This window comes from Pseudonocardia sp. CA-142604, assembly GCF_050948475.1.
In the GTDB taxonomy this organism is placed as follows: domain Bacteria; phylum Actinomycetota; class Actinomycetes; order Mycobacteriales; family Pseudonocardiaceae; genus Pseudonocardia; species Pseudonocardia alaniniphila.
On the sequence record NZ_CP192045.1, the window covers coordinates 2,654,811 to 2,668,526 of the forward strand.

At 71.0% G+C, this 13,716-nt stretch carries 14 protein-coding genes; 13 read left to right on the plus strand and 1 reads right to left on the minus strand.

The features are described 5' to 3' along the window. The first annotated feature begins 67 nt into the window (after positions 1–67). The 13 genes from trpB (at position 68) to ACQPZQ_RS12210 (ending at position 12,138) form a co-directional block, all read left to right on the plus strand. The gene (trpB, locus tag ACQPZQ_RS12150) at positions 68–1,396 is read left to right on the plus strand and encodes a tryptophan synthase subunit beta (protein ID WP_433299148.1); all 1,329 of its coding nucleotides are present in this window, start codon (positions 68–70) and stop codon (positions 1,394–1,396) included. Next, positions 1,393–2,202, plus strand: a complete 810-nt coding sequence (gene trpA, locus ACQPZQ_RS12155) for a tryptophan synthase subunit alpha (RefSeq protein ID WP_433295077.1) — start codon at positions 1,393–1,395, stop codon at positions 2,200–2,202. Before trpB ends, trpA begins: the two co-directional genes overlap by 4 nt. Positions 2,203–2,604: 402 nt before the next feature. Beyond that, complete coding sequence (gene lgt / locus ACQPZQ_RS12160; protein WP_433299150.1) at positions 2,605–3,546, plus strand: prolipoprotein diacylglyceryl transferase; 942 nt, start codon at positions 2,605–2,607, stop codon at positions 3,544–3,546. Next, a complete protein-coding gene (locus tag ACQPZQ_RS12165; RefSeq protein WP_433295079.1) occupies positions 3,543–4,181 on the plus strand; it encodes a DUF2461 domain-containing protein in 639 nt (212 codons plus the stop codon). The genes lgt and ACQPZQ_RS12165 overlap by 4 nt, the downstream gene beginning before the upstream one ends. Before the next feature lie 62 nt (positions 4,182–4,243). Beyond that, positions 4,244–5,665: a pyruvate kinase gene (gene pyk / locus ACQPZQ_RS12170; protein ID WP_241039153.1), complete on the plus strand. Its 1,422-nt coding sequence runs from the start codon at positions 4,244–4,246 to the stop codon at positions 5,663–5,665. Between the two features lie 53 nt (positions 5,666–5,718). Then, positions 5,719–6,192 carry a GNAT family N-acetyltransferase gene (locus ACQPZQ_RS12175; protein WP_433295081.1) on the plus strand — a complete coding sequence of 158 codons (474 nt, stop codon included), beginning with the start codon at positions 5,719–5,721 and terminating at the stop codon, positions 6,190–6,192. Positions 6,193–6,204: 12 nt separating this feature from the next. Further along, positions 6,205–7,110 (plus strand): acyl-CoA thioesterase, encoded by a 906-nt coding sequence (locus tag ACQPZQ_RS12180; RefSeq protein ID WP_433295083.1) that lies wholly within the window; start codon positions 6,205–6,207, stop codon positions 7,108–7,110. A gap of 116 nt (positions 7,111–7,226) precedes the next feature. Further along, a complete protein-coding gene (locus tag ACQPZQ_RS12185) occupies positions 7,227–7,802 on the plus strand; it encodes a DUF3558 domain-containing protein (protein ID WP_433295085.1) in 576 nt (191 codons plus the stop codon). A gap of 128 nt (positions 7,803–7,930) precedes the next feature. Next, complete coding sequence (locus tag ACQPZQ_RS12190; protein WP_433295087.1) at positions 7,931–8,266, plus strand: hypothetical protein; 336 nt, start codon at positions 7,931–7,933, stop codon at positions 8,264–8,266. Between the two features lie 149 nt (positions 8,267–8,415). Then, positions 8,416–9,609, plus strand: a complete 1,194-nt coding sequence (locus ACQPZQ_RS12195; protein ID WP_433295089.1) for a hypothetical protein — start codon at positions 8,416–8,418, stop codon at positions 9,607–9,609. 17 nt (positions 9,610–9,626) lie between these two features. Beyond that, positions 9,627–10,331 (plus strand): dienelactone hydrolase family protein, encoded by a 705-nt coding sequence (locus ACQPZQ_RS12200; RefSeq protein ID WP_433295091.1) that lies wholly within the window; start codon positions 9,627–9,629, stop codon positions 10,329–10,331. A gap of 29 nt (positions 10,332–10,360) precedes the next feature. Continuing rightward, the gene (locus tag ACQPZQ_RS12205; RefSeq protein ID WP_433295093.1) at positions 10,361–11,662 is read left to right on the plus strand and encodes an O-acetylhomoserine aminocarboxypropyltransferase/cysteine synthase family protein; all 1,302 of its coding nucleotides are present in this window, start codon (positions 10,361–10,363) and stop codon (positions 11,660–11,662) included. Next, entirely contained in the window at positions 11,659–12,138 is a 480-nt protein-coding gene (locus tag ACQPZQ_RS12210) for a CoA-binding protein (protein WP_433295095.1), read from the plus strand. The genes ACQPZQ_RS12205 and ACQPZQ_RS12210 overlap by 4 nt, the downstream gene beginning before the upstream one ends. Here ACQPZQ_RS12210 and ACQPZQ_RS12215 read toward each other — a convergent pair. Beyond that, positions 12,113–13,696 (minus strand): FAD-dependent oxidoreductase, encoded by a 1,584-nt coding sequence (locus ACQPZQ_RS12215; RefSeq protein WP_433295097.1) that lies wholly within the window; start codon positions 13,694–13,696, stop codon positions 12,113–12,115. The two genes, ACQPZQ_RS12210 and ACQPZQ_RS12215, sit on opposite strands and share 26 nt — an antisense overlap. Positions 13,697–13,716: the final 20 nt, after the last annotated feature.

A 13,716-nucleotide genomic window follows, 5' to 3' on the forward strand; every position in this document is an offset into this window, starting at 1 on the left:
ATGCGGTAGCAAGGATGTCGTGTTGACGAGCAGTGGTTCGGGCACCACCAGCAAGGCCAGTGATGGGATCGCGACCCCGTCGGGTCACGAGCCGGACGAGCGCGGTCATTTCGGCCGTTACGGTGGCCGTTTCGTCCCGGAGGCGTTGATCGCGGCGCTTGACGAGCTGGCCGCCGCATACGACAAGGCGCGGGGTGACCGGGACTTCCTCGATGAGCTGGATCGCTTGCACCGTGACTACTCGGGGCGTCCGTCCCCGCTCACGGACGTGCCCAAGCTGAGCGAGCACGCGGGCGGGGCGCGGATCCTGCTCAAGCGTGAGGATCTCAACCACACCGGATCCCACAAGATCAACAATGTGTTGGGTCAGGCGCTGCTGACCAAGCGGATGGGCAAGACACGGGTCATCGCGGAGACCGGCGCGGGTCAGCACGGGGTGGCCACGGCCACCGCGTGCGCGTTGCTCGGTCTCGACTGCCTCGTCTACATGGGCGAGGTCGACACCGAGCGGCAGGCCCTGAACGTCGCGCGGATGCGGCTGCTCGGGGCGCAGGTCGTGCCGGTCAAAACCGGGTCCCGCACCTTGAAGGACGCCATCAACGAGGCCTTGCGCGACTGGGTCACCAACGTCGACCACACGCACTACCTGCTCGGCACCGTCGCCGGCCCGCACCCGTTCCCGACGATGGTGCGCGACTTCCACCGGATCATCGGCCTAGAGGCGCGTGAGCAGGTGCTTGCCCGCACCGGCCGTCTCCCCGACGCGGTGGCTGCGTGTGTGGGTGGGGGGTCCAACGCGATCGGGATCTTCCACGCCTTCCTGGACGATCCGTCGGTGCGGCTGGTGGGTTTCGAGCCTGGCGGTGACGGGGTGGAGACCGGACGCCACGGCGCCACCCTCACCGAGGGCTCGCCGGGTGCGCTGCACGGCGCGATGTCCTACCTGTTGCAGGACGAGGACGGGCAGACGAAGGAGTCCCACTCGATCTCCGCCGGACTCGACTACCCCGGCGTCGGTCCGGAGCACGCGCTGCTGAAGGACCTCGGCCGCGCCGAGTACCGGCCGATCACCGACGCGGAGGCGATGGACGCCTTCGCGCTGCTCTCGCGCACCGAGGGCATCATCCCGGCCATCGAGTCGGCCCACGCCGTCGCGGGCGCGCTGCGGCTCGGGCGTGAGCTCGGCCCGGACGCGGTCATCCTCGTCAACCTCTCCGGCCGCGGCGACAAGGACGTCGACACCGCCGCGAAGTGGTTCGGCATGATCTCGGACCGGGAGAGCGCGGAGGACGCGAGCGGCACGGCCATCGCGGAGGCCTCCCTCACCGGGCCGGGCGGCCAAGCACCCGTCGGGGGCACCCGGGCGAGCACCGACGTAGAGGGCGTGCAGCGATGAGTGCGGTGGAGGAGATCTTCCGCGACTGCCGGGAGCAGGGCCGCGGCACGCTGGTCGGCTATCTGCCGGCCGGTTACCCGACCGTGGACGGCTCGGTGGAGTTGCTGGGTGCGTTGGTCGAGGGCGGGTGTGACCTGCTCGAGATCGGTATCCCGTACTCCGACCCGGTGATGGACGGACCCACGATCCAGGCGGCCGCAGACACCGCGTTGCGGGCCGGCACGAAGCTGCGCGACGTGCTCTCCGTCGTGGAGCGGGTGTCGGCCGCGGGTGGTCGTGCGGTGGTCATGACGTATTTCAATCCGGTGTTGCGCTACGGGGTCGAGGCGTTCGCTCGTGACCTCGCTTCGGCCGGTGGCTTGGGGATGATCACTCCCGATCTGATCCCGGATGAGGCCGAGGACTGGTTGGCCGCGTCGGAGGCCCACGGGCTGGACCGGATTTTCCTGGTCGCGCCCTCGTCCACCGAGGAGCGCATCGCGCTGACCGCCGCGGCGGGCAGTGGGTTTCTTTACGCCACGTCCACGATGGGTGTCACGGGCGCGCGGGACAGTGTCGCTTCGGTGGCTCCGGAGTTGGTTGCGCGGTGTCGTGCGCACACCGCGTTGCCGATCGGTGTGGGTCTGGGTGTCCGCTCGGCCGAGCAGGCTGCGCAGGTCGCCTCGTTCGCCGATGGGGTGATCGTCGGGTCGGCGTTCGTCACGGCCGCCGAGCAGGGCGGGGCCGAACAGGTCCGCGCACTGGCCGCGGAACTGGCCGGTGGCGTCCGCCGCACCGGCAGCCCGGCAGTGCCCACCCCCGCCTGACACCCGCACCTCGCGAGTCGCCCGTTTGCGCTGGTGAGCCACGGGCTGCGGCGGGGCGAGTCACGTCGTCGCACCCTGCGAGCCGCCCGTTCCGAACCGGCCGATCGCGGGTCCGGTTCCTGCGCGTCGCGCGCTTCGGCCGGCGAGTTGCCGACCTCGCTCCCGCGAGTCGCCGGTTTCGGGCTGGTGAGTTGCGGGCGCCGATTGCGCGAGTCGGCCGTTCCCAGCGGGTCCCGGACGCCTTCGGGGCGGGCGTCGCCCACTTGACGAGTGTCACTCGTGCGGGGCCCGTCCGGCCCGCGCCGACCAGCCTCCCGCACCTGGCGATACCGTGGCGGGGTGAGCTCTGCCGTGGCGACCGCCCTGCTGGCCTACATCCCGAGTCCGGACCGCGGGGTGTGGATGCTCGGACCGATCCCGATCCGCGCCTACGCGATCTGCATCATCGCCGGAATCATCGTCGCGGTGATGTGGGGCGAGCGTCGCCTCGTCGCCCGCGGAGGCCAGCCCGGCACGGTCACGGACGTGGCGGTGTACGCCGTTCCGTTCGGGCTCGTGGGCGGCCGGCTCTACCACGTGGCCACCGACTGGGAGACCTATTTCGGTCCCGGCGGCGACCCGATCGGCGCCCTGAAGATCTGGCAGGGCGGGCTCGGGATCTGGGGTGCCGTCGCGCTCGGGGCGGTGGGCGCCTGGATCGGCTGCCGACGGCGCGGGGTGCCCCTTCCGTTCTTCGCCGACGCAGTAGCGCCCGGGATCGTCGTCGCGCAGGCGATCGGCCGGCTGGGCAACTACTTCAACCAGGAGCTCTACGGCGGGCCGACCACGTTGCCCTGGGGCCTGGAGATCTACAACCGGGTCGACCCGGCCACCGGTGCCCCCGACAGCCTCGGCGGTGTGGCCCTGGACCACACTCCGATCGAGATCGTGCACCCGACGTTCCTCTACGAGCTCCTGTGGAACCTGCTCGTCGCCGCCTTCGTGGTGTGGGCCGACCGCCGCTTCCGGCTCGGGCACGGCCGCGCCTTCGCGACGTACGTCGCCGGCTACACGCTGGGCAGGTTCTTCATCGAGATGGCGCGCACCGACCCGGCCACCCGCGTGTTCGGCGACATCCGCATCAACGTCGTCGTCGCCGGGGTGGTCTTCATCGGGGCGGTGCTCTACATCGCGCTCGTCCGCAAGCCGCGTGAGGTGCTTGCCGTGCCCGCCGGCGACACGCCGGACGGCCCGGACGGCGAGGACAAGCCCAAGGACACCGCTCCCGCGCCCTCGGACGCCGACGAGGACGAGCCCGGCGACCGCAACAGGGTGGTGGCCGAACCCGGGGATCGCTCGACATGACGGCGTTCACCGGGTTCGGGGAGGGCGCCGTCGAGTTCTACGACGGGCTCATCGTCGACAACAGCAAGGCCTACTGGAGCGACCAGCGCGCGCTCTACGAGGCCGATATCCGGGCGCCCATGCTGGCGCTGCTCGCCGACCTGGAACCCGAGTTCGGTCCGGGCAAGATCTTCCGGCCGTACCGCGACATCCGGTTCTCCAACGACAAGACCCCGTACAAGACCCACTGCGGCGCCACAGCAGGCCCGTTCTACGTGCAGATCGGCGCCGACGGGCTGATGGTCGCTGGTGGGCAGTACCAGATGGCGTCGGACCAGGTGGCGCGCCTGCGCACCGCCATCGACGACGAGCGGCGCGGCACCGACCTGGAGAAGCGACTCGCCGCGCTGCGCGCCGACGGGATCACGATCGCGGGGCAGATGCTCAAGACCAGGCCGCGGGGCTTCGACCCGGATCACCCGAGGATCGAGCTGCTGCGCCACAAATCCCTCTACGGCTGGCGCAGCTGGCCCCCGGACGACGTGCTGCACGAGTCCGGCACCCTGGAGCGGGTGACCTCCGCATGGCGGGCGCTCCGGCCACTCAGCGAGTGGCTGGCCGATCACGTCGGGCCCAGCGACCAACCTCGGCGCTGACACACCCTCCTGTTCTTCCCCGCGCTTCCTGATCGTTCCAGAACGCGCGCTAGACTCCCGACGTGAGCCGTCGCACCAAGATCGTCTGCACCATCGGGCCCGCGACCGCAACTCCCGATCGCATACGGGAGCTCGTGCAGGCCGGTATGGACGTCGCCCGGTTGAACTTCAGTCACGGCAACCGGGACGACCACAAGCGGGTCTACGAGATGGTGCGGGAGGCCGCGGACGCCGAGGGCCATGCCGTCGGCATCATGGGCGACCTACAGGGCCCCAAGATCCGCCTCGGTCGCTTCGCCACCGGTCCGGTCGAGTGGCGCACCGGCGAGGAGGTGCGGATCACGGTCGACGAGGTTGCAGGCACCCACGACCGCGTCTCCACCACCTACAAGGGCCTCGCCAACGACGCGCGGCCGGACGACCGCCTGCTCGTCGACGACGGCAAGGTCGGTCTGCGGGTCGTGGGCGTGGACGGCCTCGACGTCGTCTGCCGCGTCACCGAGGGTGGCCCCGTCAGCGACAACAAGGGCATCTCGCTGCCCGGCATGAACGTGTCGGTGCCGGCGCTCACCGACAAGGACTGTTCCGATCTGGAGTTCGCGCTCGACCTGCGCGTCGACTCGATCGCGCTGTCCTTCGTGCGGAGCCCGGCAGACATCGACCTCGCCCACAAGATCATGGACAGCCGCGGGGCGCGCCTCCCGGTGATCGCCAAGCTCGAGAAGCCGGAGGCCGTCGACAACCTCGAGGCCATCGTGCTCGCCTTCGACGCCGTGATGGTCGCGCGCGGCGACCTCGGCGTCGAGCTGCCCCTGGAGCACGTGCCGCTCGTCCAGAAGCGCGCCATCCAGATCGCTCGCGAGAACGCCAAGCCGGTCATCGTCGCCACGCAGATGCTCGAGTCGATGATCACCAACTCGCGCCCCACCCGCGCGGAGGCGTCCGACGTCGCCAACGCCGTTCTCGACGGCGCCGACTGCGTGATGCTCTCCGGTGAGACGAGCGTCGGGCGCTACCCGATCAAGTCGGTGCGCACGATGGCCCAGATCGTCGAGGCGGTGGAGGACGGGCCGGTCAACGTCCCGCCGCTCAACCACGTGCCGCGCACCAAGCGGGGCGTGCTCTCCTACGCCGCCCGCGACATCGGGGAGCGGTTGTCGGCGCGGGCTCTGGTGGCCTTCACGCAGTCCGGCGACACCGTGCGGCGGCTCGCCCGCCTGCACACGCGGCTGCCGCTGCTCGCGTTCACCCCCGCCCCGGAGGTGCGCAGCCAGCTGGCGATGAGCTGGGGCGTCGAGACCTTCCTCGTCGACTACGTCGAGTCCACCGACGCGATGGTCCGCCAGGTCGACCAGGCCATGCTGTCGATCGAGCGCTTCCAGCCCGGCGACCTCGTCGTCATCGTCGCCGGCTCGCCTCCCGGCACCGTCGGCTCCACCAACCTCATCCGGGTCCACCGCCTGGGTGAGGAGGACCACGCCTGATCACCGTCCGCCGTCTCGCCCCCGACCACTGGGAGTGCCTGCGCGACCTTCGGTTGGCGGCACTGGGCGAGGCCCCCTACGCGTTCGCATCCTCCGTCGAGCGGGAGCGCGACAACTCGCCGGAGCAGTGGCTCGAGCGGCTTGGCTGGGGCGCTTGGTTCGTCGCTTACGTCGATGACCAGCCGGCCGGTCTCGTGGCCGGCACCAGCTGGCCCGATGAGGATCCGAACCGGCGACACCTGATCTCGATGTGGGTGCGGCCGTCCCACCGGGGTCTCGGTATCGCGGCGCAGCTGATCGTGGCCGTCCGTGACTGGGCAGCCGACGCAGGTGCCCACGAGCTGGAGCTGTGGGTCGCCGACGGCAACGACGCGGCGGTCAGGACGTACGCGAGCGCGGGCTTCGTCCCCACCGGCAGGCGCCAGCCGCTGCCGAGCAACCCCGCTGTCGGCGAGGAGATGTGGGTGCTGGACATCACCACGGCCCACCGTGCGCAACCACACGAAGCGGCTGAGAATCCCGGCTGAGAGGATGCCGGGATGACCAGATCCTCCACGACCCCCGCGCCCGAGACGGCCGACGACAGCGCGATGCGCGGCCAGGTCGTGCTGGACGAGCTGGTGAAGCTGCTCGACCTCGAACAGCTCGAGGTCAACCTCTTCCGCGGGGTGAGCCCGCCGCAGAGCCCCACCCGCGTCTTCGGCGGCCAGGTGGCCGGTCAGGCCTTGGTCGCGGCGGGGCGCACGGTGCCCCCGGACCGGGGCGTCCACTCGTTGCAGGCCTACTTCATCCGGCCGGGCGACCCCCGCGTCCCGATCATCTACGAGGCCGAACGCGTCCGCGACGGCCGCTCGTTCACCACCCGCCGGGTGCTCGCGATCCAGCACGGCGAACCGATCTTCTCGCTGTCGGCGTCGTTCCAGCTGCCGCAGGAGGGCCTGGAGCACAGCGACCCCGCTCCGTCCGGCGTCCCGGACCCGGAGTCCCTGCCGGACATCGCGGACCGCACCGCCCGCGGCGAGAACGCGGGCTGGGTGGGCCGCGTCCCCCGCCCGATCGACATGCGGTTCGTCGACGAGCCGGTCTGGTCGTCCCGCCGCCGCCCGTCGGACGAACCGGTGCGGGTGTGGATGCGCGCCGACGGCGAACTCCCCGATGACCCCCTGCTGCACGTCTGCCTGCTGACCTACGCCAGCGACATGACCCTCCTCGGCTCGGTGGTCGCCCGCCACGACCTCGCCTCGGTCAGGGTGCAGATGGCGAGCCTGGACCACGCAATGTGGTTCCACCGCCCGTTCCGTGCCGACGAGTGGCTGCTCTACACCTGCTACTCACCCACCGCCTCCGGCTCCCGCGGCCTCGCCACCGGCCGCTTCACCAGCCGCGACGGCCAACTGGTCGCCACCACGGTGCAGGAGGGCCTGCTGCGGCTGCCGCGAAAGTAGGCGGGGCGGCGGCCGGGCCGCGACATGGACACATATCGCTGATCTTCAGCGCATGCATTCCGCGTTACGTGTCCATATCGGGTCGGGATGAGTGATCAAGCCGCTACGGTCCTCCCGTGCGACGGGTGTGGGGGGCGCTGCTGGTTGCCGCGGCGGTGCTTGTCGGGGGTTGTTCGGATGGGGGCCAGGCGGCCGCGCCGGTGGAACCGAGCGGGATTGAGCTTCCGCCGCGTCCGCGGGACGTGCGGATCGACGGGGTGGATCCCTGCTCGCTGCTGACGGAAGAGCAGCGGACCAGGCTGGGTTTGGACAGGCCGCCTGTCTTCGACCTTGGGCCATCGCTTCTGTACCCCGGCGCCGACATCCCGGCGTGCCTCATTCAGGGTTATGAGCCTCGCGCAGTTTCGGTTGGCCTGAGCATCGTCACGATCGCAGGCATCGAGTTGTTCACATCGGGCGGGTTGGCAGCGGCGGTTCGGCCGGTGCAGACGCACGGCTTCCCGGCCGTCGTTGCGGTTCCAACCCGGTTCACCAGCTATTGCACGGTGGTCGTCGACGTGGCGCCGGGCCAGTTGCTCGACGTGCAGTTCGCCGATGGCGGTCGGCAGCCGCCTATTCCGCAGCCTCAGCTCTGCCAGAATGCGGAGCAGACGGCAGATGCGGTGATGGAGACGCTGCTGGCCTCACGCTGATCAGCTTCGGGAGGCGGGTGGCTGGGGCCGTTTGCAATTGCACATGATCGTCGGTCTTTCCTCCCGCATGGGCAGGCTGGGTGCCTAGCGTGGGCAATGAGCCTTCCCGTGAGTCGAGGAGCGTTTCGATGCCCGGTACGACCCCGCCCGTCACGCTCCGGCTGGAGCCACACATGATCCCAGCCATGAGGGCCTCCTTCGAGGAGGCGCTGAGCGAGCTCGGTCAGAAGCTGCTGCGATTGCAGAGAGACGGGTTCATCCCCGAACCGTGGCTCGGCGATCCGGTGAGTGCCCAGGTCGTCAACTACTACAACACGCAGGTAATGGAGGCTGCCGAGGGACCGTACGCGGCGTTGCGTGCTTATCAGGCAGAGATGCTCAAGGTGCGCGACAACCTCCAGATCCTGGAGGACCACTACCGCCGCACCGAGGGCGACAACGCAGCTCTGTGGGGGCGTGTGTGAGCGAGATCCGGTGGGAGGGGTACAGCCACGAGGAGATCTACGCCGCAGTACACCAGGGGCCCGGTCGGTCGATCTCTACGGGCGTCGAGGAGCTTTGGGCCTCGACTAGTGAAGCCATTCTGCGAATTGACGAGCGCATCGCCGCCGCGATGGCCCAGTCCGCCGGCGGCTGGGAGGGGAGTGCTGCCGACGCCAGCCGCACGGCCATGACGCCGCTCGGGCAGTGGGCCCTCGACGCCGCCAACGACGCGAAGATCACGGCGCAGGCGGTGACGTCGCAAGGGGAGCAGGCCCGGGAGCTGCGCAACGCCATGCCGGAGCCGAACGCCGCGCAGCTCGATGCCGAGTACGAGCGTGCTTTGACCGACCCCACCTACATCTTTCATGGGCTCGACGATCTGCAGGCTGCCGAGCAGGAGAGCGCCAACCGCGCGGCTCGGGCCGTCGACCTGATGAACGGCTACACCAACAACTCCTACGAGAACCGCCGCCACATGGATTACTGGACCCTCCCTCCGCAGGTCACCGTGGAGGCGTCTGGGCCTGCTCCGGCCGGCGGGGCGGCTGGTTCCGGAGGCGGCGGGTTCGGTGGGGGAGCCGGGGCTCTGGCGGCGGCGGAGATCGCGCCGGCCGGTGCGCCGGCTGTGGCAGGCGGGACGACGGCGGTGCCTACGGTCGGTGCCGCCGCGCCGAGCGGCACCGGGGCCGGAGGACCGCCGCCCGGGGCGGTGGTCGGGGCAAGCGGCAGTGGTGTCGGCTCGGGACTGGTGCCACCACCGATCGCTCCGCCGGCGGGCGGCATACCGGTGCGACCTCCCTCCGGTCAGGGAGGGGCAGGGCGCCTTGGCGCTGGTCTGCCTGGGGATCGCTCAACCGGCGGTGGGAGCCGTGTGCCGGTCACCCCAGGCGCGCGACCCGGCGTCCGTCCTGTCCTTCCCGGCCTGCCGCCACGCACCGGTACACAGCCGAGCTGGCGCGATCTGGTGCCGGCGCGGCCGGGGTCCGAACCAGGCGCGGCGAGGCCGTGGCCCCGCGGCGACGAGGAGCGCCGGATGCCCCCACCGGCCGGCAGTCGGACGGTGAGTGAGCCAACGGGGCGGGGACCCGGGGCCGAACGGCCCGCGGCCGCTGCCGAATCGGGAGGGCGCACCGGCGCGGCCGGCCGCGGCACCACCATGGGGCATCCCGGCCTCTATCCGCCGATGACGGCGGGGCCTGTCGCGGGAAATGGTCAGGAACGCCGCAGGCCCGACTACCTCGTCGACGACACCGACGCGTTCGCCGACGATCGCTGGTTCACGACGGCCGTGATCGGCGCCGATGATCCCCTTCCTCCTCGTTGACCGATACCGTCACCGGGATGCAGACCGAGGTCACGTTCACCGCGAGCGACGGGACGACCGTCCCCGGTGTGCTCACCGTGCCCACTGACGTCACAGGCCCCGGGCCCGCGCTCGTGATGATCTACGAAGCGTTCGGCATGACCGACGAGATGCGTCGGGTTGCCCGCGACCTCGCCGCCGACGGCTACACGGTGCTCATCCCCGACCTGTTCGCCCGCGGACCGATCAAGCCGATCTGCGTCGCCCGCGCCATGCGCACCGCGCAGCGTGGCGAAGGCCGGGAGCTCGACGACCTCGAGGCAGCACGTCGCTGGCTGGCGGAGCTCCCCGACGTCGACGGCGACCGGATCGGCACCATCGGGTTCTGCCTCGGTGGCAGCTTCGCGCTGCTGCTCGCGCGCACCGGCCGCTACAAGGTGAGCGCCCCCTTCTACAGCGGCCGCGTCGACCTTCCCCGTTCGTGCCCGGTCGTCGCCAGCTACGGCGGGCGGGACATCACCACTCGTGGCTACCCGGAACTGCTCGAAGCCCGTCTCGAGGCGATGGACGTGCCGCACGACGTCGTCACCTACCCCGAGGCCGGTCATTCGTTCTTCACCCGCACATCCGGTGTGATGGGTTCCCTCGTGGCGCGCTCGCCGCTGCACGCCGAGTACCACGCGCCCAGCGCCGAGGACGCGCACCGGCGGATCGTCGAGTTCTTCCGGGAGCACCTCGGCTGAGTCCGGCCCCGCGAGGCAGGATGAACGACATGAGCGATCAGGACCGCAACTGGGGCTTCCGCACCCGGGCGGTGCATGCGGGGCACGTGCCCGACTCGGCTACCGGCGCCCGGGCCGTGCCGATATACCAGTCCACGAGCTTCGTCTTCGAGGACACCACCGACGCTGCGAGCCTGTTCGCGCTGCAGAAGTACGGGCTGATCTACAGCCGAATCGCCAACCCCACGGTGGCCACCCTGGAGGAACGGCTCGCCAGCCTGGACGGGGGGATCGGCGCGGTCGCCACGTCCAGCGGGCAGGCGGCCGAGTTCCTGACGTTCGCCTGCCTCGCCGGGGCGGGCGACCACATCGTGGCCGCTGCTGGGCTCTACGGCGGCACGATCACGCAGCTCGACGTGACGCTGCGCCGGTTCGGGGTGGACACGACGTTCGTCCCCGGCGATGCGGCCGAGGCGTTCGCAGCGGCGATCACGCCGCGCACGAAGCTGCTGTTCTGCGAGGTCGTGTCGAACCCCGGCGGGGAGATCGCCGACATCGCCGCGCTGGCCGAAGTCGCCCATGCCGCGGGGATCCCGCTGGTCGTCGACGCCACGATCGCCACCCCGTACCTGTGCCGCCCGATCGAGCACGGCGCCGACATCGTGATCCACTCGGCCACGAAGTTCCTCGGCGGCCACGGCACCACGCTGGGCGGTGTGGTGATCGAGTCGGGCCGCTTCAACTGGGGCAACGGCAACTTCCCGCAGATGACGGAGCCGGTGCCGTCCTACGGCGGGCTCACCTGGTGGGGCAACTTCCAGGAGTATGGGTTCCTCACCAAGCTGCGCGCGGAGCAGCTGCGTGACGTCGGCGCCTCGTTGTCGGCGCACAGCGCGTTCCTGCTGATCCAGGGGGTGGAGACGCTGCCGCAGCGCATGGAGGCGCACGTCGCGGGCGCCCGAGTCGTGGCCGAGTGGCTCGACGCCGACCCGCGCGTGTCCTACGTCCGCTGGGCCGGGCTGCCCGGCCATCCCCACCACGACCGGGCCGCCCGCTACCTGCCGCTCGGGCCCGGCGCGGTCTTCTCGTTCGGCGTGCAGGGCGGGCGCGAGGCCGGGCAGCGGTTCATCGAGTCGGTGCAGCTGTGCAGCCATCTGGCCAACATCGGCGACGCCCGGACGCTCGTGATCCACCCCGGCTCCACCACCCACCAGCAGCTGACCGACGAGCAGCTCCGCGACGCCGGGGTGCCGCCGGATCTCGTGCGCATCAGCGTCGGGCTGGAGGACCCCGACGACATACTCTGGGATCTGGACCAGGCTCTCGCCGCGGCCGCGAAGGTGGACTCATGACCTGGGAGAACCCGTCGGCCACGCGGCGGCAGCAGATCCTGCGCGCCACGCGCACCGTCGCCGTTGTGGGGGCATCGCCGAACCCGGCGAGGGCCAGCAACTTCGTGGCCACCTACCTGCTGGCCAGCACCGACTTCGACGTCTACTTCGTCAACCCGAACGCCAGCGAGATCCTCGGCCGCCCCGTCTACAAGAAGCTCGCGGATCTCCCCGTCGTTCCCGACCTCGTCGACGTGTTCCGGCGCCGGGAGGATCTCCAGGGCGTCCTCGACGACGTGCTCGCGCTCGATGGCGTGCGCACGTTGTGGCTCCAGTTCGGGCTGTTCGACGAGGAGGTCGCGCGGCGTGCGGAGGCGGCCGGGCTCGAGGTGGTGATGGACAGGTGCCTGAAGGTGGAGCACGCGCGCTTCCACGGCGGTCTGCACGTCGCGGGCTTCGACACGGGCGTGATCAGCGCGCGGCGGCGGACGAGCTGACGGGCACGGCCGCGCCGAACCAGCGGCGGAGCGTGGCCTCCGGCGAGTCGGCAGGATCGCTGCCGGCCCAGCAGACGTAGCCGTCCGGGCGGACCAGCACCCGGTCGGCTCCCACGGTGGTGCCCACCGGCGAGTCGACGACGTGGGCGGCGACCCGATCGACGCGAGGATGCACGGCATCGGCTGCCTCGCCCACGTCCGCCGCGTCGAGCTCGAGGAGCAGGCCGCGCCCCGAGTGCAACAACGTGCTGACGGTGGTCGGCCCGTGCGCGGTCTGGAGCGACAGATCGACCATGCGGGTGCCGACCAGCGGGTGATCGTCGAGAGGTTCGATGCTCGTCTCGTAGCGCAGGTCCAGGCCCGACATCATCCCGGCCAGGTAGCGGTTGGCGTCGGGCAGCCGGGCCAGGTCGGTCATGATGTCGCGCAGCGCTCGGACGTCGTCGGCGTCGGGTGGTGGGCTCATCAGCACGCTCTGCGCCCGCGTCATCGCGAGGACGCGGGCGGCCACCGGGTGCCGTTCGGCGTGGTAGCTGTCGAGCAGCCCCGCTGGTGCGTCACCCCGTAGCTGTGCGGCGAGCTTCCAACCGAGGTTCATCGCGTCCTGCACGCCCAGGTTGAGCCCTTGACCGCCCATCGGCGGGTGGATGTGGGCGGCATCGCCGGCGAACAGGACGGGTCCGTGCCGGTAGTTGGTGACTTGCCGGGTGGCATCGCTGAACCGGGTGCCCCAGCGCAGCTGTCGCAGCTGCGTCTCCGGGCCGTGCACCGCCGTCAGCGCCGCAGCCACCTCGGCCTCCGTGACCGGCGCGTCCCTCGGCAGCGTGGCCTGTTCCGGGCCGCCGAACACCACTCGATGCGGCGTGGACGGGTCGGTCGTGTCGCCGAGGGGGTGCATCAGCATCCAGTAGCCGCCACCACGGCGGGTGTGCTCGCTGATGTGACCCACCGTCTGCGGCACCGTCTCGGACGCCGCGGACAGCTCGATGTCGGCGGTCACCGCGGCCATCGTGCCGGCTCGCCCGGGGAACGGGACGCCGGTCAGCCTCCGGACGGTGCTGTGCCCGCCGTCGCAGGCGACCAGGTAGCGGCTGCGGAGCACGGCCGGGACGTCGGGTCCGGTGACGGTCGCGCTCACCTCGCCATCGCCGAGGGTCAGGGCGGTGAGCTCGGTGCCGTGGTGGACGACGGCGCCGAGCTCCCGGACGTGCGATTCGAGGACCTGCTCCAGACGGTCCTGCGGGATCATCAGGCCGTCGGGGTGGCGGGTGCGCCACGGCCGCGCGTCGAGCGGCACCGGCAACCCGGCGAAGTGCCCGCCCCCGGCCCCCCGCTCGACGGACACCGCGGTGGCGGCGTCGATCAGCCCCCGCATGGCCAGGACCTCGCACGTCCTGGCCGAGATTCCGCCACCCCGGCTCTGTCCGCTCGGGATCTCCTGCCGCTCGATGACGGTGACGGCGGCGCCGGCGAGGGCGAGCTCACCGGCAAGGGTCAGTCCGGTCGGGCCGGCCCCGACCACGAGGACGTCCGTGTCGAGTGTCGCGTCGTTTTTCACACCGGGAGCATAAGTAGACC